General features: G+C 60.1%; 18 protein-coding genes. 8 read left to right on the top strand and 10 right to left on the bottom strand.

The window, feature by feature from the left end; genetic code table 11:
• Window positions 1-2 precede the first annotated feature (2 nt).
• The 5 genes from pstA to IGW03_RS09655 all read left to right on the top strand — a co-directional run bounded on the left by pstA (window position 3) and on the right by IGW03_RS09655 (window position 4025).
• Entirely contained in the window at window positions 3-740 is a 738-nt protein-coding gene (gene pstA / locus IGW03_RS09675; protein WP_228535279.1) for a phosphate ABC transporter permease PstA, read from the top strand.
• Window position 741: 1 nt separating this feature from the next.
• Window positions 742-1524, top strand: coding sequence for a phosphate ABC transporter ATP-binding protein PstB (gene pstB, locus IGW03_RS09670; RefSeq protein ID WP_194722320.1), 783 nt, complete (start codon window positions 742-744; stop codon window positions 1522-1524).
• A gap of 20 nt (window positions 1525-1544) precedes the next feature.
• The gene (gene phoU / locus IGW03_RS09665; protein WP_194722319.1) at window positions 1545-2255 is read left to right on the top strand and encodes a phosphate signaling complex protein PhoU; all 711 of its coding nucleotides are present in this window, start codon (window positions 1545-1547) and stop codon (window positions 2253-2255) included.
• A gap of 39 nt (window positions 2256-2294) precedes the next feature.
• Entirely contained in the window at window positions 2295-2819 is a 525-nt protein-coding gene (locus IGW03_RS09660; protein WP_194722318.1) for a type II toxin-antitoxin system HicB family antitoxin, read from the top strand.
• 78 nt (window positions 2820-2897) lie between these two features.
• Window positions 2898-4025 carry a glycerophosphodiester phosphodiesterase gene (locus tag IGW03_RS09655; RefSeq protein ID WP_194722317.1) on the top strand — a complete coding sequence of 376 codons (1128 nt, stop codon included), beginning with the start codon at window positions 2898-2900 and terminating at the stop codon, window positions 4023-4025.
• Between the two features lie 186 nt (window positions 4026-4211).
• Here IGW03_RS09655 and IGW03_RS09650 read toward each other — a convergent pair whose 3' ends face one another.
• Window positions 4212-4424 carry a hypothetical protein gene (locus tag IGW03_RS09650; RefSeq protein WP_194722316.1) on the bottom strand — a complete coding sequence of 71 codons (213 nt, stop codon included), beginning with the start codon at window positions 4422-4424 and terminating at the stop codon, window positions 4212-4214.
• A gap of 127 nt (window positions 4425-4551) precedes the next feature.
• Between IGW03_RS09650 and IGW03_RS09645 the strand changes: the two genes are divergently transcribed.
• Window positions 4552-5217 carry a hypothetical protein gene (locus IGW03_RS09645; protein ID WP_194722315.1) on the top strand — a complete coding sequence of 222 codons (666 nt, stop codon included), beginning with the start codon at window positions 4552-4554 and terminating at the stop codon, window positions 5215-5217.
• Between the two features lie 377 nt (window positions 5218-5594).
• On the opposite strand, the gene IGW03_RS09640 is transcribed toward IGW03_RS09645, so the two are convergent.
• From IGW03_RS09640 to IGW03_RS09605, 8 genes are all read right to left on the bottom strand, one after another.
• Window positions 5595-6554, bottom strand: coding sequence for a phytoene/squalene synthase family protein (locus tag IGW03_RS09640; RefSeq protein WP_194722314.1), 960 nt, complete (start codon window positions 6552-6554; stop codon window positions 5595-5597).
• Window positions 6554-8032, bottom strand: a complete 1479-nt coding sequence (locus tag IGW03_RS09635; protein ID WP_323744947.1) for a phytoene desaturase — start codon at window positions 8030-8032, stop codon at window positions 6554-6556. The genes IGW03_RS09640 and IGW03_RS09635 overlap by 1 nt, the downstream gene beginning before the upstream one ends.
• The gene (gene crtY / locus IGW03_RS09630) at window positions 8029-9207 is read right to left on the bottom strand and encodes a lycopene beta-cyclase CrtY (RefSeq protein ID WP_194722312.1); all 1179 of its coding nucleotides are present in this window, start codon (window positions 9205-9207) and stop codon (window positions 8029-8031) included. Before crtY ends, IGW03_RS09635 begins: the two co-directional genes overlap by 4 nt.
• Entirely contained in the window at window positions 9200-10489 is a 1290-nt protein-coding gene (locus IGW03_RS09625; protein WP_194722311.1) for a glycosyltransferase, read from the bottom strand. Before IGW03_RS09625 ends, crtY begins: the two co-directional genes overlap by 8 nt.
• On the bottom strand, window positions 10486-11208 hold the full coding sequence (locus IGW03_RS09620) for a fatty acid desaturase (protein ID WP_194722310.1): 723 nt from the start codon (window positions 11206-11208) through the stop codon (window positions 10486-10488). Before IGW03_RS09620 ends, IGW03_RS09625 begins: the two co-directional genes overlap by 4 nt.
• Window positions 11205-11693 (bottom strand): sterol desaturase family protein, encoded by a 489-nt coding sequence (locus IGW03_RS09615; protein ID WP_228535277.1) that lies wholly within the window; start codon window positions 11691-11693, stop codon window positions 11205-11207. Before IGW03_RS09615 ends, IGW03_RS09620 begins: the two co-directional genes overlap by 4 nt.
• A gap of 150 nt (window positions 11694-11843) precedes the next feature.
• Window positions 11844-12035 carry a hypothetical protein gene (locus tag IGW03_RS09610; protein WP_194722309.1) on the bottom strand — a complete coding sequence of 64 codons (192 nt, stop codon included), beginning with the start codon at window positions 12033-12035 and terminating at the stop codon, window positions 11844-11846.
• Between the two features lie 34 nt (window positions 12036-12069).
• A complete protein-coding gene (locus IGW03_RS09605) occupies window positions 12070-12540 on the bottom strand; it encodes a host attachment protein (RefSeq protein WP_194722308.1) in 471 nt (156 codons plus the stop codon).
• 446 nt (window positions 12541-12986) lie between these two features.
• Between IGW03_RS09605 and IGW03_RS09600 the strand changes: the two genes are divergently transcribed.
• Entirely contained in the window at window positions 12987-13721 is a 735-nt protein-coding gene (locus IGW03_RS09600; RefSeq protein ID WP_194722307.1) for an SDR family oxidoreductase, read from the top strand.
• Between the two features lie 89 nt (window positions 13722-13810).
• On the opposite strand, the gene IGW03_RS09595 is transcribed toward IGW03_RS09600, so the two are convergent.
• Complete coding sequence (locus IGW03_RS09595) at window positions 13811-20608, bottom strand: transglutaminase domain-containing protein (RefSeq protein WP_194722306.1); 6798 nt, start codon at window positions 20606-20608, stop codon at window positions 13811-13813.
• Window positions 20609-20735: 127 nt separating this feature from the next.
• On the opposite strand from IGW03_RS09595, the gene IGW03_RS09590 reads away from it, so the two are divergent.
• Window positions 20736-21479, top strand: coding sequence for a hypothetical protein (locus IGW03_RS09590; RefSeq protein WP_194722305.1), 744 nt, complete (start codon window positions 20736-20738; stop codon window positions 21477-21479).

Here is a 21479-nt window from a genome sequence, read left to right as displayed (position 1 = left end):
CCCTGCTCATCAAGGGTTTCAGCGCACTGAGCATCGCCATGTTCACCGAAACCACGCCGGCCCCGGGCGGCGAGGGCGGCGGCCTGATCAATGCCATCGTCGGCAGCCTGCTGATGGTGGGCGCGGCCACGCTCATCAGCACGCCGGTGGGCATCCTGGCCGGCATCTACCTGGCCGAGTACGGCGAGGAAAGCTGGCTGGCGCAGGTCACGCGCTTTGTCACCGACATCATGCTCTCGGCGCCGTCGATCGTCATCGGCCTGTTCGTCTATGCGATCTACGTGGCCAACGTGAAGCATTTTTCCGGCTGGGCCGGCACGTTTGCGATCTCGCTGATTGCCATTCCGGTGGTGGTGCGCACCACCGACAACATGCTCAAGCTGGTGCCCAGCAGCCTGCGCGAGGCGGCGTTCTCGCTGGGCGCGCCGCGCTGGAAGGTGGCGATGATGGTGCGGCTGCGGGCGGTGAAGGCCGGCGTGATCACGGGCGTGCTGCTGGCGGTGGCGCGCATCTCGGGCGAGACGGCGCCGCTGCTGTTCACGGCGCTCAATAACCAGTTCTTCAGCGCCAACATGAATGCGCCGATGGCCAACCTGCCGGTGGTGATCTACCAGTTTGCTATGAGCCCGTACGACAACTGGCGCGAACTGGCCTGGGGCGGCGCGCTGCTGATCACCTTCAGCGTGCTGGGCCTCAATATCCTGTCGCGTACCCTGTTCAGCCAGAAAATTCCCAACTGACATGAATGCACCGAGCCAACCGATGACACCGAACGCCACACTGCAGATCTCCGGCCTGAATTTCTTCTATGGCAGCTTTCAAGGCCTGAAAAACGTCAATCTCAACGTCTACGAGAAGAAAGTGACGGCCTTTATCGGCCCGTCCGGCTGCGGCAAGTCGACGCTGCTCCGTACCCTCAACCGCATGTACGACCTGTACCCCGGCCAGCGCGCCGAAGGCAACATCAACTTCAACGGGCGCAACATCCTCGATCCCGGCCAGGACGTCAACATGCTGCGCGCCAAGGTCGGCATGGTGTTCCAGAAACCGACGCCGTTCCCGATGTCGGTCTATGAAAACATCGCCTTCGGCGTGCGGCTGTACGAAAACCTGTCCAGGGGCGAGATGGACGAGCGGGTGGAATGGGCGCTGAAGAAGGCGGCGCTGTGGGGCGAGGTCAAGGACAAGCTCAACAAGAGCGGCCTGAGCCTGTCGGGCGGTCAGCAGCAGCGGCTGTGCATCGCGCGCGGGGTGGCGGTCAAGCCCGATGTGCTGCTGCTGGACGAGCCGACGTCGGCGCTGGACCCGATCTCGACGGTGAAGATCGAGGAGCTGATCCACGAGCTCAAGCAGGATTACACGATCGCCATCGTGACGCACAACATGCAGCAGGCGGCGCGCTGCTCGGATTTCACTGCCTACATGTATCTGGGCGAGCTGGTCGAGTTCGGCGAAACCGACCAGATCTTCATGAATCCGGCGAAGAAGGCGACGCAGGATTACATCACCGGGCGCTTCGGCTAGTCCACTTTCAGGAGCCACTTATGTCGGCCGATCATTCCTCCACGCAGTACGACCTCGACCTCGAAACCATACGGGCCAAGATGCTGATGGTCGGAGGCATCGTGGAAAACCAGCTGTACGATGCCATCGGCTGCTTCCGCACCGGCAACATGAGCCAGGCGGACAAGGTCATCAAGGGCGACGAAAGCGTCAACCGCCTGGAAGTCGATCTCGACGATGCCTGCAGCCATCTCATCGTCAAGCGCCAGCCGACGGCCAATGACCTGCGCTCCGTGGTCGCCACGCTGAAGGTGATCACCGACCTCGAGCGCATCGGGGACGAGGCGGTCAAGATCGCCCGCACCGCGCAGGCCTTGCATGAGCGCGGGCCGGTCAGCGTGCTCAATCACTACGAATCGATCCGCATCCTCGCGCTGGGCGCCATCCAGCTGCTGCGCGATGCGCTCGACTGCTTCGCGCGCCTCGACGACAAGCAGGCAATGCAGATCATTTCGCAGGACCAGGACATCGATCATGAATTCCGCGCCACGACGCGCGAAATGGTGACCTTCATGATGGAAGACCCGCGCACCATTTCCGCCGCGCTCGACACGATCTGGGTCGCGAAAGCGATCGAGCGCGTCGGCGACCATGCGAAGAACATTGCCGAGTATGTGATCTACGTCGTCGAAGGCAAGGACATCCGGCATACCGATTACGCATACACCAAGCTGGACAGCCGGGTGCAGTGAAGGGCGCCACGCCGGTGCCCTGGCAGCCGAAGTACTTGCATGCAGCTCAGACCCACGATTCATCTGTATTTTGAGGATGGCCGCTACGTCGCAATCGTTCCCGACCATCCCGACTGCCATGCCTATGGCGCAAGCTATGCACAGGCGCTGGAAAATTTGGAGCTGCTGCTTGGCCGGCGGTTTGAACACGGCATCGATGCCCGGAGCGAAGCGGGCAGCCGATGCAACTCGAGCGCCATCAGGGCACGCCTGGTTGCCAAGTTCGGCAGATTGTCCAACCGCCGGCTGGCTGCCAGCATCGGCATCGTCGCGCCGGATGCGCCGGTCATGCTTTCCTCGGCGCTGGGCGGGAAAGGCTCAAGACAAGTAAGGTGCGCGATTGCATTGGCATTGAACGAACTGCCGTCGCAGCTGTGGCCGGATGCCGCGGGGCGGATCAGAACCATGGACGACAGCTGCTTTCTCGCTGCCCGGCGCGGCATGCGCGATGCGTCGTCGGCTGCCGATGAACAAGCCGCCAATGATGTTCCCTCGGGCGAGCAGGCGCATCGCCGTTTCAGTTGAAGTGTTATCGTTGCGCATCGGGATGTCATGAAGCGCCGGGATGGTCCCGGTTCCACTTTTCAATGCAAGGACGACAACATGAAACAGGCATGGACCGCGGCATTGATGGCAGGCGCATGCAGCCTTTTGCCGCTCGGCGTACACAGCGCGGATGGCATGGATGGCGGCGCGAAGCCAACACCGCTTCCCGCGACGCTGGTGATCGGCCATCGCGGCGCGAGCGCCTTGCGGCCGGAACATACGCTGGAGGCGTATGAAAAAGCCATCGACGACGGCGCCGACGTGATCGAACCCGACCTGGTCAGCACCGGAGACGGCGTCCTGGTAGCGCGTCATGAGAACGAGATTTCCGGCACCACCGACGTTGCGGACAAGCCGGAATTCGCCGAGCGCAGAACCACCAGGATCATCGACAACGTTCCGGTGAGCGGATGGTTCACCGAAGACTTCACGCTGGCCGAACTGAAGACGCTGCGCGCGAAGGAGCGCATTCCGGCGAACCGCCCGGCCAACACCGCCTACGACGGTCGATTCCAGATACCGACTCTGCAGGAAGTGATCGATCTTGCGCAGCGCAAGTCGAAGGAGACGGGACGCACCATCGGCATCTATGCGGAGACGAAGCACCCCAGCCATTTCAAGGCGATTGGCCTGCCGCTGGAAAGGCGCCTGGTCGATGCGCTTCATGCCAACGGCTATCGCGGCAGGGAAGCGCCGGTATTCATTCAATCCTTCGAGGTGGCGAACCTGAAGGAAATCCGGACGATGACCGAACTGCCCGTTGTGCAGCTGCTAGCCGGCGGCGGCAGGCCGGAAGATTTCCGCCGTGCCGGCGACAAGCGCACCTATGCGGATATCGCAAGCGCAGACGGGCTGCGGGAAGTAGCGACCTATGCGGACGGTATCGGCCCGAGCAAGGAAATGGTAATTCCGCGCGACGCCACAAGAAACCTTGGCACGCCGACCAGCCTCGTGCGCAACGCCCATGCCGCGATGCTTTTCGTCCACCCCTATACCTTCCGTCCCGAGAATCCATTCCTCCCTGCCGATCTCCGGCAGGGTAACCCGGCGTCCCCATCGCAGCGCGGTAACATGGCGGCCGAACTGCAAGCCTTCCTGCGAGCGGGCATCGACGGCTTTTTCACCGATGATCCGGCGGTCGGCAGGGCGGTGACAGACGACCTTCGGAAGACGGCGGGGAAGTGAAGCATCCGGAGGCGGCGGCTGCCTGATTCATTTGCCCAATGCCAATGCCAAGGTATGACATGCCATGAGATCGCGTCTTTTTCCGCCTGCCCGCGTTGTGCTCGTCATCCATAGCCCCGCCATGGATTCCTGAACTGCGACCTCAGCCTTCCCGGACGAAAAAATCCATCGTTCTCATCTGGCACGTTATGCCTTGGGATTGGTATGACTCATGCGGATGCGCCGAGCTTTTCCGTTTCCCGGTCCGGTTTTGCCGCATCGGCCTTCAACAAATTTCCAAGTCATTCCCGCCTGGGTTATCCGGTAATCCAGGCGGGAATGCCGGGGCGCATTGGGTCTGGCAATCAGCTTGAATTGCTCTGCCTCATTTTCCGGGCTTTGATTGGTCTGCTGCAGCACAGGAACTCTTTCCGCCACCAAACCACATATTGTCAACCCTGGTTCGATAAACGGGCCTGCTTCGACATCTCTATACAAGCAGACTTGGTGCTGTAATACATCAAACTCAATTCAGATGGATACTGTCATGACACTTCCAATTGCAAGCGGCCTAAGCGGAAAATTCGACCCGAACTCTTATGAGGAACCAAAACATTTCAGGAAGAACGCGGACGGCAGCTATTACCCTACCGATTATCAAACGGCGCTGACTCTCAGGAAATTCATGCATGACAATAACATGCCGTTTATTTCTCAAGCCCAGATTGACGATGCGGCCAATGCGGGGTTCCTCAAACTCGACGAGAATAAAACGATCGCGTTGAGCGACAAGGAAAAAGCTGCATTCTTGCAGTTGAAAACGGCAGGGACGGGTCTGGCTCTGAGGCTCGATGCCGGTACTACCAACACTCAAGACGGCTGGATCGGTATTCAGGATATCAACGACGCCATCAAGGAATCCTGGAAACTGCATGGTTCCGATGAATCGGAGAAGGGTCACTGGAAAGCTCCTTTCAGCGACTCCAAGATGACAAAGGAGGAAGTCAAGCAGGAGGTGCTTAAGTTCATGAACGAGAGGGGAAAAACCTACGTCGACCCAATGAATATCTCGATACGCCTGGACAATCAATCGAATGAACCTCGAGTCCTGGAGGCACTCGCCATCCTGAGAAGACATAGCGATGAAATCGATACCGATGCTTCCTACTATTTGAGTATCGACGAAATCAAGAATTGGAATACCGAGGTGTGAGCAGCCGTCAGGTTATCTTCGAGAAGCTCAAGCAATATCCGGCATTGCCGCCTGCCATGCCGGAACCGCTCGCAACTTCCCGGGCACTTTCCATCTCATCACCCTCGTCATTCGGCTCGATTGCTGGAGCAATCTAGAGCGCATTCGGCCTGACTGGCCTGTCGATCCCGGCTGATTTGCCAGCGGCACTGCGTTGTGTGGGGACGCCGAGTCCTCCTTGTCATGGCCCGCCATGTCGCGTCACCACGCCTTCTCCCACGGACCGGCCTGCAGGCCAGTCCGGCTATGGCAGCGCAAACCGGTGGTTTGCGAAACCCTGCCGTCGCCCACAGGCAAATCACCTCGGCCTCGCCTAGTCCGGTCAGGCCGAATGCGCTCTAGTCATTGCGGCTCATCTGCATTCCGTGGACGGTCCGTGTCCACAAGCCCACACGCGGCGCGGCGTTCGCCGCCTGCCTGCGTCTGATCGCATCGGCAGCCATCAGGCCGCCATGGCCGAGCCGCCACAGCTTGCGGCCGCCCGATACCCGCATGCGTGCGTCCCAGGCGCTGATGCCGCCCTTTCTTACCAGCAGCCCGATATCACGGTAGATCAGCAAGGCGCTGGAAATCGCCCAGGCGCATCGCCACGGCAGATGCGCGATGCCGATGCGGGCCGAGGCGTAGTAGCGTTCCGCCAGTTCAACCAGATCGCTCGCCGCTGCATGCAAGCCTTCCCTGTGTGCGGGCAGATGCAGCTCCTCGACGGGAATCCCTTTCTTCGCCAGCCATTCCTCCGGCAGGTAGCACCGGCCTATGCTCAGGTCGTCCATCACATCGCGGGAGATGTTGGTGAGCTGGAACGCGATGCCGAGGTCGGATGCGCGATGAATCACATCCTCGTCTTCGGCACCCATGATGCGCGCCATCATCACGCCCACCACGCCGGCGACGTGATAGCAGTAGCGCAGGGTATCGTCGAGCGTGACGAAGCGCACCTCGTCGGCGTCCATTGCGAAGCCGTCGAGCAGGTCGAACAGGTGGCGCCGCGCAATCCCATGCTTGCGCACCACTTGCTGCAAGGCGGCGAAGGCGGGGATGTCGCTGCCCTGCCCGGCGCACACGCGCTCGGTTTCCCGGCGCAGCATATCCAGCCGCTGCAGCTTCTGCTGTACGGTCAGCGCCTGCAGGCCGTGGCCCAGTTCCTGGCCGTCGATCACGTCGTCGCAATGGCGGCACCAGGCATAGAGCATCATGACGCTGTTGCGGGTATCGGCGTCGAACAGCATTGCCGCCCTGGCGAAGCTGTTGGAGCCTTGCTTGATCGTGGTTTCGCTGTAAGCGGCCAGGTCTTGCATCAGGCGGCCCTCCTTGCGGGGATGTCGTCGAGGATGATGCGGGAGGTCGCCTTCGCAGAGCCGACCACGCCCGGCACCCCCGCGCCGGGATGGGTGCCGGCACCGACAAAGTACAGGCCCTGTATCTGCTGGTCCTTGTTATGGGTGCGGAAATAGGCGCTCTGCCACAGCACCGGTTCCAGAGAGAAGGCGGAACCGACATGGGCATTGAGTTCGTCGCGGAAGTCGCAGGGCGTGAAGATGCGCGAGGTGACCAGGTCGCGCTGCAGCCCGGGAATGTAATGCTTTTCCAGGTAGGCAAGGATGCGGTCGCGGTAGCGCGGCCCCTCCGTCGCCCAGTCGATGCCGGCATGGCCGAGGTGCGGTACCGGCGCCAGCACGTAATAGGCGCTGTGGCCCGGCGGCGCGAGCGAAGGGTCGGTGACCGTCGGCGCATGCAGGTAAAGCGAAAAATCCTCCGGCAGCTCGGCGCCGTGGAAGATGTCCTTCAGCAGCTCGCGGTAGCGCGGCCCGAACAGCACCGTATGATGCTGCAGGTCGTCGCGCACGCCGCGCAGCCCGAAGTAGATCACGAACAGCGACATGCTGAAGCGCTTTTTCTTCAGGCCGGCCGCCTTGCGCTGCGCCAGCGCGTCGTTGCGCAGCAGCTTGTCGTAGGTATGCACCACATCGGCGTTGCTGGCCGCGAACAGGCAGGGAATGCGCTCGCCCGACTGCAGCATCACCGCGCTCACCCGGCCCTGCTCGACGCAGATTTCATCGACCGGCGCATTGAGCCGTACTTCGCCGCCCAGTTCCTCGAAGAGGCGCACCATGCCGCGCACCAGCGCGCCGGTGCCGCCCTGCGGAAAGAACACGCCCCACTGCCGCTCGAGCGCGTGGATCAATGCATAGATGGACGAGGTTTCAAAGGGGTTGCCGCCCACCAGCAGCGAATGGAAGCTGAACGCCTGGCGCAGATGCGGGTCGCGGATGAAGCGCGAGACGATACTGTACACGCTGCGGTAGCTTTCCAGCCGGATCAATTGTGGCGCCACGCGGATCATGCTGCGGAAATCCGGGAAGGGAACATGACCCAGTTTGAGATAGCCTTCGTCCAGCACCGCCTTCGAATAGTCGAGGAACTGGCGGTAGCCAGCAACGTCCTGCGGCGACTTTTCCCCGATCTGACGGTCCAGCTCCTGCTGGTCATTGACATAGTCGAAGCGGTAGCCGTCTTCCCAGCAGAGCCGGTAGAAGGGACTGACCGGCATCAGCTTCGCATAGTCGCCGAGCTTGCGGCCCGACAGCGCGAACAGCTCTTCCAGCGCGGTGGGATCGGTAATGACGGTCGGGCCGGCATCGAAGGTGAAGCCTTCGTCTTCATAGACGTAGGCGCGCCCGCCCGGCTTGTCGCGGCCTTCGAGGACAAGGGTAGGTATGCCTGCCGACTGCAGGCGGATGGCCAGGGCGAGGCCACCGAATCCACTGCCAATCACGACGGCTTTGATGATGTTTCCTTTCGAAGATCGCATAGCGCCCGCAGCGCGGCGGCCACGGGCACGGGCGGTTTGCCCGACAGGATGCGGAGTTGGTCGAACCGCGTCAGCCGCGCCGCATAGAAGCGCTCGACCAGCTGCTGCGGAAGGGTGTAGAAACGCTGCAATATCCGGTAGCGCTGATCCGGCTCGCCGGCGAAAAACAGCATGCGGTTCAGGGCACGCAGGAAACGCTGGCTGCGCCACTGCTCCGCGGAAAAATTCCTGACGAGGCGGTAGACCGTGTCCGCTCGGATGTCGCCGGCTTCTGCGAGTGCGGCGATCTCGTCCGCAAGGCGTACGGTGAACAGCAGCGAATAGCCGGTGGTAGCGTGGAACAACCCGGCGCGCAGGCCGCTGCGCGGCAAGGCGTCCGGCTTGTCGTTCCAGTATCGGTCGATATCGCCGGACAGCGCGATCGGCAGCACCCCGGTTTCCTCCCGCAGCACGCGCGCGATCTGCCAGCCGCGTGCTGCGGCATAGGCATCGATGTTCGTCCGCAGCGAGGCCGGATCGAGCGCGGGCGAGGTGCTGTAGTAGGTGTCCTCGATCAGAATGCGGCGTTCGTCGAAAGGCAGCGTATAGACGAAGCGGTAGCCGTCGCGCTGCTCCACCGTGGCATCCATGATGATCGGCATGGCCTGGCCATGCGGCCGGCCGAGCTCGACTTCGCGGCCGAGGAATTTCTGCCAGGCGTGGCGCATGTGCGCCGAGGATTCATGGCCGCGTCCGTCGATGATGGCGTGCGCAGCATGGCGCTGGCCGTTGATGACCACCGTGCCATTGACAGCGTCGATGTCGCCGACCTCGGCATCCAGCATCACGCAATCGCTCAGATCATGCATCAGTACTGCATGGAAGCGTTCGGAATCGATGCTGTAGCATGCGGTATTCAGTATTCGCCGGTGCGCCGGGAAGCGCACTTCGTAAGCCGGCCACTGCCGCACGACCAGCGGCGCCAGCCATGCATGCTGCGCGGGCGCCAGGTCTTCCTGATAGAACGACCAGGTATGGTTGCCGCCGAGAGCGGTTTCGCGTTCGACGAGCAGGATGCGCAGCGCCGGCCTCAGTTGTTTGAGACGCCATGCAATGAGACCGTTGGCCAGGCCGCCGCCAATGAGGATCAGGTCATGCATGGGCAAGCTGCTCCTCGATCTCGTCGCATGCGCTGGCCACGCCGTTTTCCCCGCGCGTTTCGTCGGCGAGTGCGGCAGCCCGCTGCTGCATCTGCCGGTCGGCCAGGACTTTGCGCAGCCTGCCCGCATCGATGCGCCTGCCCTGAATAACGTCGGCCACGCCCAGGCGCGCAAGACGCATCGCATTGTCGAGCTGATCGTGCGCATGCGGCACCACGATCTGCGGCTTGCCGGCCTGCAGGGCCTTGAACGAGGTAGCGATGCCGCCCGAATGCACAATGACGGCGGCATGCGGAAATACCTGTTCGAAGGCGGCGTAATCAACGCGCATTGCCCACGGCGGCAGAGGCTGCGGCAAGACTGAACCTGCGGCCAAACCGCCCATCACCAGCAGGGCCCGCATTCCAGCGGCTTCCGCCGCATGCAGGCTGTCGCGATAGAAGTCGCCGGCATCATTGCTGGCGGCAGAAGAGAGCGTAAACACCGCCAGCGGCAGGGACGACTGGTGCAGGAAATGCTGCAGCTCAGGCGGCATCGGCTGCTCCTGGCGATACAGCGCGGTGCCGGTCTGCACCGCAGGCTGCGGCCAGTCGGGCTGCGGTTTGCCCAAGAGCGGAGAAAACATGGCCAGCACCCGGCTCGGCGAATGCTGGCCTTCGTACATCGGATGACGCTGTTCGATCCCGTCGGCGATGCCGAGTTCATGCCTAAGCTCCATCACCGGGCGCACCCATTCCTCGGTATGCTTCCTGACGTAATGAAAGACCCGTCCGTGCAGTTCCGGCGAGCGCCCGCACAGCCAGGACAGCAGCTGTAGGGGAAGATAGTTGGGCCGTTCATGCACGGAAAAGAAGGACATCGGCTGCAGCACCGCCGAGACCCAGCGGATGCCGGTACGGGCTGCGACCAGCGGCGCGGCCAGCGCCATCAGCGACTGGCTGACCAGCAGGTCGGCCTTGGCGGCGGCCCGGGCCAGGTCTTCATAGCTGTCGCGGATCGCGGGACCGAGATAATGCCGGTAGACGAACTCGCCGCCGGTCTTCGGATGCATGTAGCGCGCATGAAAGGCCGGCGAGTCTTCAGGGTCGGGCCGCATGTGATGGAAGTCCAGCCCCGCCTTGGACACATGCTCGCGATGAACGGCGCTGGTGGCCAGCGTCACGCGGTGGCCGCGCCGCCGCAGTTCGCCGCCGAGCGCGAGGAAGGGATGCAGGTCGCCCAGCGAACCGGTGGTCGCGAAAACGATATGCCGTCCGCCGGATGTCGAGGCCGTGGCGCTCATGGTCTGCGCGCTCCGGGCAGGCGCCACCACGGTAGCCCGGGCTGCAGGTGATGCTCGTGGTGATAGCCGAAATGGAAGCAGCTCAGCAGCGAACACAGGTAGCCGTATTCGTTGCTGCGCGCCCGGTGATGGTCTGCGAAAGGCGCGGCGCCGTCGGGCGCATGCCGGTGCGGAAGATAGGTACCGAAGTAAAACAGCTGGAACGAGGACAGCAGGCCGGGCAGGGCAAAGAAGAGCAGGATGTTCTGCAGCTTCGCGCCGAGCAGCAGGTAGACGCCGGCGCGTGCTGCAATCACCAGCATTTCGCGCCGGCCGAGATAGGTCGTCATGAAGCGTCCGTACCAAGCCAGCGCGCGGCTCGATGCATCCGGCGCGAAGTCCGGATCGTCGGGCGAACCCGGATACCTGTGATGCGACTGGTGCTTGGGGAGCAGCCTGCGGTAGGAAAAGCCGGCATACAGCCACAGCGCCAGCGTGCCGATTGCGTCGCCGGCGCTGCGCTTGCCGGGCCAGAGCGAACCGTGCATCGCGTCATGGGCGACGATGTAAAGGCCCACGGAAAGCCAGATCAGCGCAATGACCATGAGCAGGGCGGGCAGCCATTGCTGCGCACTCGACAGGTCGATGAAGAATATGCCGGTGACATGCAGCGCAGTCCACGCCGCCATGATCAGCAGCGCCAATGCCATGCCTATGCGGCCTTGCGTAGCTGCGTTCATCTGGGCGGCCCGTTGCGGCGCAGCCGGGAGCGAATCCTGTCCAGCGGCGGCGCATACAGAAATCCGAAGGAGACGCCGTCCTCGCGTGTCTTGACGGCATGATGCAGATAATGGGCCTTGATCAGCCGCTGCAGATAGCGGTTGCGCGGCTTCCATTTGAAAGGCAGCCTGCGATGGATCAGCACGTCATGCAGGATGCCGTAGAGCAAGCCGTACAAGGTGATGCCGAAGGCCACCCACCACAGCGGCGCGTGCTTGTCGCCCAACGCAAACAGCAGAATGGTGGCGCCGGCAAACACGATGGCGTACAGGTCGTTCTTTTCCCAGGTCGGGGTCTTGCCCGACTGATGATGCGATGCATGCCAGCCCCAGCCGAAACCATGCATCACGTACCGATGAAACAGCGTGACCGCGACTTCCATGACCAGCAGGGTCGCAACGACGATCAGCAGGCGATAGAAAATCATGGTGGTCATGCCGGTCATGCGTATGCCTTTGGCGCAATCAATGAATGCAGGAAACGCGGTCGGCAAGGCTGGCCGGTCAGAAAACCGGGAGGCCTGCTCCTCCGCGCGGCGAATGGATCATGTCGAGGACATGGTGAAGGAATCACCGTCGGCCCTGCTTGATCGCGTTCAATGTAAAAGCGTTTTGTCTTGGACAGGATTGGACGGCGACAGTTGCCATGCCAGTAGCTGCAGTTGGATAAAGCGCAAGGCGAACGGCGGCGGAAGGAAGGAGTGAATTTGCAGCAGGGAAAGGCGGCCTGCGTGGTCGCCTTTCCGGATGGATGCAGCACGACAGGTGAAGCGATGGATCTGTCCCATGCGCTTCATCCACTGTATTTGCAGCCCCTCGAGCTCAGCTCTTGCCCTTGTAGGTTTGGATCTGGTCGCGCAGCTGGCCGGGGTTGTACTGCGTATAGTCCTTGTCGATCTCCACGTCAATGGCCGACTGCACCTGGGGATCGAGCACCTTGCGCAGCATGCCGAGAAACTGCGGTGCCGCAACCACCGACAGCTTGTCGAAGCGGCCGTCGCGCTGGTTCTCCAGCAGGTAGCTGGCGATGTCGCGGGCAAACAGTTCCGCCTCGCGCACGTCCGGCGTGGTCGGCGGCTCGTACAGCTTGTTCGGCACGGCACCGCCGGTGTTGTGCATGCTCTTCGTGCCGGCAGTCGGTCCGCGCTTGTCGGACTCGGTGGATTCCACCATCCTCAGGCGCGACCCCTCGTTGACCATGTCATTGATTTCTTCCAGAGGTTCGGTCAGATTGCTTTGGGAAAAGAACCTCGCGCGGCTTGCGTTCGCGGAAACGATCCAGGTAGCGTTCATATCATCCTCTTGAGTCTGTTGGTAAGGGGATTCGATGCGCGGACCTGAGGATTGTTCCTACCCGGTCGACTGACTCATCACCTGCTGTCCGCCTGCCGCGTAATGCCGTCTTGACCGCACATGCAGCTTTCTTTCCGCAAACCCTGTAACCGGATGCAGCCATGCAAGCCATGCTGGTTTTGCGTAGACTCGAAAAGGATAGCTAGTGGGGTGAGTTGAAAATTTGTTGAAGGCAAATATGGCGAAATCGAGTCGAGACAAAGAAACAAGCACAGCAAGGCCGGGGCCTTGCGCGCATTGTTGACGCCGTATCGGCACGATTCTCGTCCACTATTTGACCAACAAATTTTTAACACGCACCACTAGGAAAAGAGGCGCAATGCAGCAGCCCCGGCAGTCCGCCTGCGGGCGGGCAACGGACATCAAAACCAAAGGAGAGTCACAACATGCTCAAGGCAATACTGACCGGCCACAGCCGCGGCCTGGGCGCCGCGATCTGCAATGAACTGCTCGGCCGGGGCATCCCCGTGCTGGGCATCGCCCGTAGTCCGCTGGCCGATGTTCCCCGGCAAGGAGACAAGTTGGAACAAGTCGGCCTCGATCTGTCCGACCCGGCGGCTGTCGCCGCATGGCTGGGTTCGGATGAATTGCCGCGCCGGCTCGCAGGATGCACCCGCATCCTGCTGATCAACAATGCCGGGTTGGTGGAGCCGGTGGGGCCGCTCGGCGTGCAGGACCCGTCGGCTGTCGCGCGGGCGGTCAGCGTCAACGTGGCGGCGCCGCTGATGCTGGCGGATGCGGTCTGCGCGTACGCGAACGCAAGCAAGGCAGGCGAGGTGCGCGTGCTGCATGTATCGAGCGGCGCCGGCCGCAGCGCCTATCCCGGCTGGAGCGTCTACTGCGCGACCAAGGCCGCGCTCGATCATCATGCACGCGCGGCGGCGCTCGACGGCGTGTCGACGCTGCGCATCTGCAGTCTCGCGCCCGGCGTCATCGATACCGACATGCAGGCCGCCATCCGTGCAACCCCGCTGGAACGCTTCCCGCTGCGCGAGCGTTTCGAAGGCATGAAGCGCGACGGCGCGCTGAGCAGTCCCGGGGAATGTGCGGACAGGCTGGTCGGCTTCCTGTTGAGTGAAGGCTTCGGCAAGGAGCCGGTGGCCGATTTGAGGGCGCTGTAGCGGATGGACGGCACCGCCGAGGTGGCGCCGTCCATCTATACCGCCTTTTCAAGGAGTGAAGAATTTGCTCGCTCATTTTGCAACCTCCATTAAGCCATGTCCGAGTCTAATCTTCTAATAGCTATGTTAAATCTAATTTTTTGCGTTTTATCAAGAGGTGAATCTTTGCCAATCCATGATTCCAGGTTAGGCGCAATAGACCTCGCGAAAACTCCACCATCGACTGAGTGAGCAGGAAATTCCTTAAGCAGAGCAATAAAGCGATCCACCTGTTCGCCGTTATCCATCCTGAGATGGCCGTCTTTAAACAACCCTATTAGCTCATTAACGACGGTGACAATCACGCGTCCATTGCCCTCTAATTTACTGAGCTGCATTCCTGTGGCAAGCGCATGCATATGCCTGAATGCCCATGTGCTGAAATCGTGGTCATTAATTTCACGCAATGCGAGTGTGGTGTTATTTATGTAGACCAATCGTTGCCTGCCCGTTAACCCGTCGATATGATGTTTGACCATCTTATTATCCAGCGCATCCATTGCAGCTTTTCTTTTAGTACCGTCTTTTGGGTCAAGATCATTATAGAGTTGATTCGTGGCGGACCGAGTCTGAGCTTTAATTTCCTCGCTTATGGTATCGATGTCAGCCTGCGTGATGAGGTAATCCGACCCATTCAACGTGAGTGTCAACTCCTTGATGCCGGTGGTTCCGGACTGCACCATTAGCGGATAAAGGTCCATGGCCAATGCATTCTTGACGGCGTTGTGGTTGTCACGGTCAATGCCCCTGAAATCGAGCACAGCGTTATAGTATGCGGACATCAGATTGCCAAAGAAGTCGCGTTTTTCATTGTTGGCGATGACGGCCCTTTCGTTACCCGGAAGCGTCATGTCCGTTGATACTTTCTGTGGCAAGAGCAGGAGGGACTGCAACTCGTCGGCGGAATCAATCCGCCTCGGGTTGCCTTTGACGTCATAAATGAAAACTTCGACGTTGCTACGAATAAGCGCTTGAAGCGGACGTAAGAGCTTGCATAAGAATTCGAGCGTTTCTGTTTCTCTTTCGCTGTTTTGTTGCGGAAGACCCTCTATATACACTCGGCGAAAGCGCATTACGGCACTCGTGGCCGCCCTGCGGTATATATTCCTTTCTCCTTGGAAAACGCGTTTGAGAACGAGGTCTCCCGAGTAGGGATTGAATTTCTCCGTATCGTCTTGCATGTCCCAATATTCCAACCCGAGCTTGCCTGGAGAAAAGTGATTATTCAACAGTTCCGGCGGTATGTTCAATTCGGTCCAGGAGTTTAGTTGAATCCAGGGCAATGAGGAAGTTGGATTTCGGCGGCCAGCGGCTATTTTAATGGCACGTTCGTCCGGAACAGCGCCAGGATGACCGGCACGATTGTTAACAGGGGCAGAGGGCGTCGGATCGATGCGATGCCAATGGTTTGCAGCATCGGCATATTCGACCCACTGGTGCTTTTGGGCCGGAATACGATCTGATTGTGTGTAATATCCGGAGCACTGACGCGTGGCGATCCCAAAGACTTGCTCAAGAATGGCGGCATAGGTTCCAGCAAATTCAAAACAGACACCTTTACCGGCACGGAGGAATCGATTGAATCGTGCAGTTAGATCGGGTGCGGCATTCAGAGCTTGCGTATCGTCGTCGGAGTAAAGGAAGAATCGCGGGTTTTTCAAGATGGTTTTCAAAGACTCGGCTATCTCATGCTTTGTCATATTTACTCTCGAAGCTTGTTTCCATAGCCGGCTAATGGCCTCGACTGCGGATTTTGCATTGTCGTTATCAACGTCAAGCTCATCATCGGAAGTCGATAAATTCAGATCAAGCCCATTGAAGAATTTCGCTTTGCTCTTGCCCTTGTCTTTGCGCTCTGATGTCGTTGCGTCCGGGTCCTGATAGCTTGCAAGCGCATAGGTCAGCGCTTTCACCGATGCCTGCGCGGAATCATCGGCATGCACATACCAGCCGCCATGTTCGTCACGATATACCGTGGTGGCAGGAGTACCGTCGATAAGTACGCTAGTAGGGCGAGTCTCGCTTGTGGCAAGCAGATAAATGATGCGTTTGCCGGAAGCCGTATGGTCCACGCGGACATTATTGAGCTCAATACGCGGCAACTTCGCTGTCAATGTCTGACTTGATCTGCTTTCCGCTTCGTTGAACTGTTGCCGCTCAAACGAGCAAGTTTTTTCATCGAGCGTTGCCTTCATCGTATTGAGGTAAATTTCGCCATGGTAGTTATGTATGGTTCCGATATATCCTTCCTTAGGCGGACTGCCGACGCCGGACGTTGGAAGAGGTACATTGGAATTAAAGCTCTGCGGCTGCACCGCTGGTGAATGCTGAGAGGTGTCGTTTTGTATGGGGAGCTGAACGCCGGTTTCCTTTGGTCCCGGCATTTCACGCACAGGGACTTGAAAACTATTCACGGCAAGCTCCAGCAATTCGTTGCATAGCTGGCTGATGGCGCGATCGGCATCAAACTCAAGGCGGTGCATCGTCGGATCGTAACGAACTGCCTGCTCCGAATTTGTCACAGAGGAAAACTCCGGCAGGGATAGCCATGAAGGATAGGTAAGCTTCAGCGCCAGTTGCAGCAGCTGAGTCTTGCGTGCAACCGGATCATCCATGTCCGCCGATGCTACATTGAGAGCAGCGCCTCCGGAGGCGTCGGCAAGCCGCAGGTAATAGGCATAGTTTTCGTTGATCACCGTGCCCGCGGTTTGAAAAGAGTTACGGCTCAACGACTCGATGCTGGCACGCAGTTCGCGGATCGTTGGCTGGTGCTGCTCCGAATAAGCCGCCAGTTCTTTGTTCAGTCCAATATGTCGCTCGACCAGAGCATTTACAGTCTCTTCGGTGAGTCGGGGAAGTGCCATATCCCTGCTGCCCGGCAGACGGAGGCGGGCGGCAAGCTTGGTAAGTCTGTTGCCGGACCGGCGTTGCGCGAGGCCCCGTGCGATTTCCCGCAGTTCCGCCGGTTCGTAAGATGGAATGACGAGCATTTGCATCCGGTTTTGCAATGCCGGCGACATGCTCTTGCGGCCGGCATAGTCGGCCGGGTTGACGGTGGCTATCAGACGGAAATTCGGATGGGCCGGCACGTCGCCGGTCAGCACCGGATTGAGGATTCGTTCAAGCTGCTTGCTGTCGTATAGCGTCATTTCCGAGACCACCAGCACCAACCCTTCCTCGCGTGCTTGCCTGATGTCGTCTTTCAGTTGTTCCGGATTGGTAGGACTGGCATTGACATGAAGGTAGCGGTAGTTGCCGGTTTCAAGCGCCGCCTTCACGATTTCATCCTTGCCGCGCGAAGCCGGGCCTTCGATCAGAAGCGCCTGCTGTCCCAGGGCGTTCGGTTTGTGATTGAATTGACGACGCTTGTTCTGGGTATCGAGCCACCAAAGTATCCTGCTGCCCAATTCCCGAGTGCTGTCGGTGAGAACCAGGCGATCGGATTTCAGTTCGGCGACAGGTAAGCGGGGCAGAACGGTGTGCGCCGGCACATTGAAATGCCGACGGAGCCAGATATCGATGATGGGGCGTTCGTCGAAAGGCAGCCCGCCGGCATAGACATCCAGCGCCAGGCGAACCATCCATGGCGCGAGCTCCGCGGGGGTGGAAGGGGCGGCCCCGCTTTTCAGGGAACAGATCACCTGAGTGACGAACTCTTCCAGGTTGCGAAGCGAAAAACCCTTGTTGGAATAGGCTTGCTGGAAGGCCGCATGAATTTCCACTCCATGCTGGATGATGTATTGCTTGAAGCCGGCCGGCTGCGCATGAAAAAGGGCTTCCAGTCTCCTGACCGTGGGCTTGGCAAACAGCCTGTGCAGAATCCTTTTCGGAAGGGAACGGGCAAGTGCCTTGCCGACAAGCGGCCTTGCATGTCTGTCGCGCAAATCCTCCGCCTGTGTCGGCTTGAAAATGATGGTGGCGAAGGCATCTGCGGCGATGTCATGCCGGGTTCGGCCGGGATAGTCATCTGCGTTTCCGGTAAAGACCACCTGATGCATTTCGCTGAGTTGGTAGCGCTGGCCGTCGATCAGCATGCTGCCTTCGGTCAGCAGGCCGCGGAAGATGTCATGGCTGCCTTCCTTGGCAAGATTGGCTTCGTCGATGATGAGAAGAGGTGGTTCGGTAGCGGTGGCCCATTGTTTCAGGATGGATTCATCGGCTGCCGTGCCGGTGGCGGCAACCAGTGTGTTCCGCCCATCGTTTGCGATCCTGCTTGCGAAATGCGTTTTTCCTGTGCCAGGCGGACCTTTGAAAAAACGGGCCCTGCCGCGGCGCTGATCGTTGTCTCGCCTGCCCGTCTCTTCGATCTTGTCCCGGACCTTTTGCCCTGGTTCCTGCTTGCGCATGCGGCTATGCGGGGTAAGCTTCCCGATGCCGTCGTCAACTCCGGCTGCCGGTGCATCATGCCCATGAAACGAGCCTGGCAGTTCGACCCCGTGTTGGGCAGCGGCCTGGTGTATCAATGCCAGCACCATGGGGGCCAGGCGCTCGGCGTCCTCCGCTCCACGATCTTCCGCCGTCTGCCCGATGATCTTCCGGATCACATCCGGGCTGAAGAGGTTAATGAACTGCCAGACATGTTCACGGACCTGTTTTGGATGGATGACCTGGCTCAGCAGGCTTCGCAGACGGTCGATGTCGAAAGTCTGCGGCGCCATCGGGCTCATCTCCTCGGGGAACGTCACCTTGAGCATTGCCTTGAGATAGGCATAGCGCTCATCGGCGTTCCGGTCGAACTGCCGGTAGTCGCCGAGCAGGATATCCTTGAATACGGCACGCTGGATTTTCCATCGCGGATTGTCACCTCCATCGCGCGTAGCCAAGCTGCTATCGGGAAAATGACGAAACAGCTTTTCTATCATCGAATAGCTGGCAGGGAATGGCGCATCAGTCTGCTTATTAAGGGCGGGCATGTGCTTGAGCAGTCCCAGCAAACTATCCAGCCGCATCTGCAGGCGATTCCCATCTTCCTGGGGAAATGCCGCAGTCAACTTGTCGAGTACCGCACTTTTCCAATGCTCCTGGTTATTAGTGTCAAAACCGTCATGGTAGACAGGGGAGAGCGGATGCGCGTCAAGTACCTCCCGCTTGCTTGTGACGATGATCAGCCTGCCGTTAAGCTTGCCGTTAAGCTTGCCGTCTTTTCCGAAATCCAGATACTCGCCATTGAAGTGCAGTCGGTGAGGAGGATGAATCAGCGGAGCGAGTTCTTCCACGAGTGCCGGGTTCTTGTCCAGGCCATGCAGAAAAACGGTTTCACCATTCACGAGGTCAATCAGCAACTGCTGCGTGTCATTGGAGAATTCCGGCAGCGCCGTGCCCGGCGTCTGCGTCATGTTCAAGCGCGAGATGAGCGTATCGCTGCGGGTATCCGGTGTGATGAATATCTTGCGGGCGTCGGCAGGATAGTCGATCAAAGTCGGGTCCGCGGTGAACAGAAAACCGACCGGCCCATGCGACTCGGATGCTGGTTCGATTGATGCATGGCTTGTGGCCTCAGCGCCTCTATTCACTGTCGTGACGAGATCCTTGTACAGGTATGGCACCGGCACGCCGGCTGCTGCGGCGACGAGAAAGCTCTGGGGATGCAGCATCAGCCGGTCCCAGAACGGCTCGGGCATCAGATGGCTCACGTACACGATTGGCCGTTTTCCAGACGGACCCTTACTTGCCTGCTCCAGTATGGACGGATGCCGTCGCAATTGTCCGCCTTCTGCGCCATAGCTGCCTTCCAGCGTTTCGATCAGGTTGCAGGAATTCACCACGAATACCGGTGCGTCTGGCCGGTGCAAATTGGGTAAGTCCTCTTGCGGAAGAGCTTGCTTGTTGGCAGCAAGCTTCTTGTGCTCCTCGGGCGAGATACCATGTTCCCGCCAGACAGTTCGCCCATTCTCGCGCAAGGCGGCTATCTGATCCATCAGGTCCGCATCGTCCGGCAAGACGCCGCGCAGGCAAAGCGGCGTCGATGCCTGCATATCGACGAGGGGTTCGCGCATGCGCCAGGTCTGGTCCAAGGCAAGCTCCGGACCGCCAAACAACCTGAATCGCCAATTGCTGTCGCCCTGCAGATCAATGACCTGGGTGCCAAGCGGGTAGGTTTCCTGAGCTTCGGTAAAAGCCGGATCACCGGCCTCCGGAAACTCATGTTGACTCATGTCCCGGAAGATCGCACGGGAGACGACGGCTCCGCTGAGCCTGCCCTTTTGCAAGGTGTTGCTGTCGCAGAGATAGATGGTCTTTACCTTGTTCGGCAGCCGCTCTCCCTTCCAGGTCTGCTCCTCTACCAGTGTATTGAAGCCCTCCAGCTCCTGTGGCGAGAAGCGCGCCACGTTCAGTACCAGCGTTCCTCCCCTCTGCAGCATCAGCCGAAACGGACCAGCGCACAGAACCGGCCTGCCGTTCTCGACATGCAACGTCGTGTCGAGATCATCCAGCGATTGCGGATTATCAAGGTAAAGCATGTCTTGCCCGTGCTGATGCAGGATGCTGCGCAGGCGCCGCCGTGCGTTGCGCTGTTGCGCGGGAGCGGTGATCATCAGGTCGGCATTGCGATTGCGCTCCGCAAGCAGCCATTGCAGTTCAGGCTCCACGTCGGCCGCTTGCAAAGATATGCGGTGCCGGGCAGTTGGGCGGCTGATATTGCCGGAGGGCTGAACCGGCCCGGCATACTGACTGGATTGCGCTCCGTGCCCGGTTAATGGTCCATGGGTTCTGTCGGGCGGACGAGCATGTTCCGTATGAATCGATGTAAGACGGGATGGATTGAAACGGGAAAAATTCACCACAATGCGCTCGCGATGGAAGTAATGGATTGTCGGGTTTGTTGCAAACCTGAAAACGGGACGCAATGAGTGCGTTGCTGCGTGAGAAAAGTTCCATCGGTTCCCGCTGCGTTGCAAACCCTTCCGATGAAAGCTGGAACGCTGCGGCAGAATAACGATCCGACAACAGTAAGAAGTCTTTGCCTTTCTGCCCATGAAATCACTCTGGAACCGCATCACGTGTCCGCGCGGTGTCTTGCATGCCGGCCGCTACGCGGCAATTGCCCAGCTGCCGGAAGGACTTGATACCCTGTGGCTGGAACGCATCGCCCGGCTGCATCCGGGATCCGGCATCAACGAAAAAGCCTTGCGGCATGTGGCCGAAGCCCTGCTCACGTATTTCGACTGCCTTGCCCGTACCGACAAGCCGTGCGCATTGCCGTCGCTGGCGGCACAGGTCTTGTGGGATGCCTGGGCGGATCTGGATAGCGCAGGACTCGACCGCCTGCGTGCCCATCATTTCCCCTCATCGGCCGACAGCAATCCGCCGCGCAGCCGCGCACAATGGGAAGAGGCCATTGCCAATTGCCTGCTGCAGGCGAGAGCCGTCGCCGGCATGTCCCCGATGACGCCCGCGCTGCCGGCCCTGTTCCTGCTGGACCAGCAGCTGGCCCTGCCCGGCGGCCACGGCTGGCTGATCAGCGGCGGCCGCATCGGCTACGTGAAACTCGATGGACGCGGCCTGATGTCGGCAGTGCCCAATTTTCCCGAAGTGCTGACGCCGGCGGGCATGCTGCTGGCGGGCCTCGTCTCGGCGGCTGCGTTCAACGACTTCTTTGCCGCCGCGCATGCAGGAAGCGGTTTCGGCGGCGGTGATGGCGGCGGTGGAGACGGTGGAGGGGGAGGCGCGGGAGACGGCTGCGGAGGAGACGGGGGCGGTGACGGAGGAGGGGACTAG

Source organism: Noviherbaspirillum malthae, assembly GCF_015352985.1.
GTDB classification, from domain to species: Bacteria; Pseudomonadota; Gammaproteobacteria; order Burkholderiales; family Burkholderiaceae_D; genus Noviherbaspirillum; species Noviherbaspirillum malthae.
Note: the sequence above shows the minus strand (reverse complement) of the source record. Positions and strands in the feature narration are given on the sequence as shown.

Bases quoted from the DNA above. Each gene is read 5' to 3' on its own strand.
- pstB (WP_194722320.1), top strand. From the start codon at position 742: ATGAATGCACCGAGCCAACCGATGACACCGAACGCCACACTGCAGATC.
- phoU (WP_194722319.1), top strand. From the start codon at position 1,545: ATGTCGGCCGATCATTCCTCCACGCAGTACGACCTCGACCTCGAAACC.
- IGW03_RS09660 (WP_194722318.1), top strand. From the start codon at position 2,295: ATGCAGCTCAGACCCACGATTCATCTGTATTTTGAGGATGGCCGCTAC.
- IGW03_RS09655 (WP_194722317.1), top strand. From the start codon at position 2,898: ATGAAACAGGCATGGACCGCGGCATTGATGGCAGGCGCATGCAGCCTT.
- IGW03_RS09645 (WP_194722315.1), top strand. From the start codon at position 4,552: ATGACACTTCCAATTGCAAGCGGCCTAAGCGGAAAATTCGACCCGAAC.
- IGW03_RS09640 (WP_194722314.1), bottom strand. From the start codon at position 6,554: ATGCAAGACCTGGCCGCTTACAGCGAAACCACGATCAAGCAAGGCTCC.
- crtY (WP_194722312.1), bottom strand. From the start codon at position 9,207: ATGCATGACCTGATCCTCATTGGCGGCGGCCTGGCCAACGGTCTCATT.
- IGW03_RS09625 (WP_194722311.1), bottom strand. From the start codon at position 10,489: ATGAGCGCCACGGCCTCGACATCCGGCGGACGGCATATCGTTTTCGCG.
- IGW03_RS09620 (WP_194722310.1), bottom strand. From the start codon at position 11,208: ATGAACGCAGCTACGCAAGGCCGCATAGGCATGGCATTGGCGCTGCTG.
- IGW03_RS09615 (WP_228535277.1), bottom strand. From the start codon at position 11,693: ATGACCGGCATGACCACCATGATTTTCTATCGCCTGCTGATCGTCGTT.
- IGW03_RS09610 (WP_194722309.1), bottom strand. From the start codon at position 12,035: ATGGGACAGATCCATCGCTTCACCTGTCGTGCTGCATCCATCCGGAAA.
- IGW03_RS09605 (WP_194722308.1), bottom strand. From the start codon at position 12,540: ATGAACGCTACCTGGATCGTTTCCGCGAACGCAAGCCGCGCGAGGTTC.
- IGW03_RS09600 (WP_194722307.1), top strand. From the start codon at position 12,987: ATGCTCAAGGCAATACTGACCGGCCACAGCCGCGGCCTGGGCGCCGCG.
- IGW03_RS09590 (WP_194722305.1), top strand. From the start codon at position 20,736: ATGAAATCACTCTGGAACCGCATCACGTGTCCGCGCGGTGTCTTGCAT.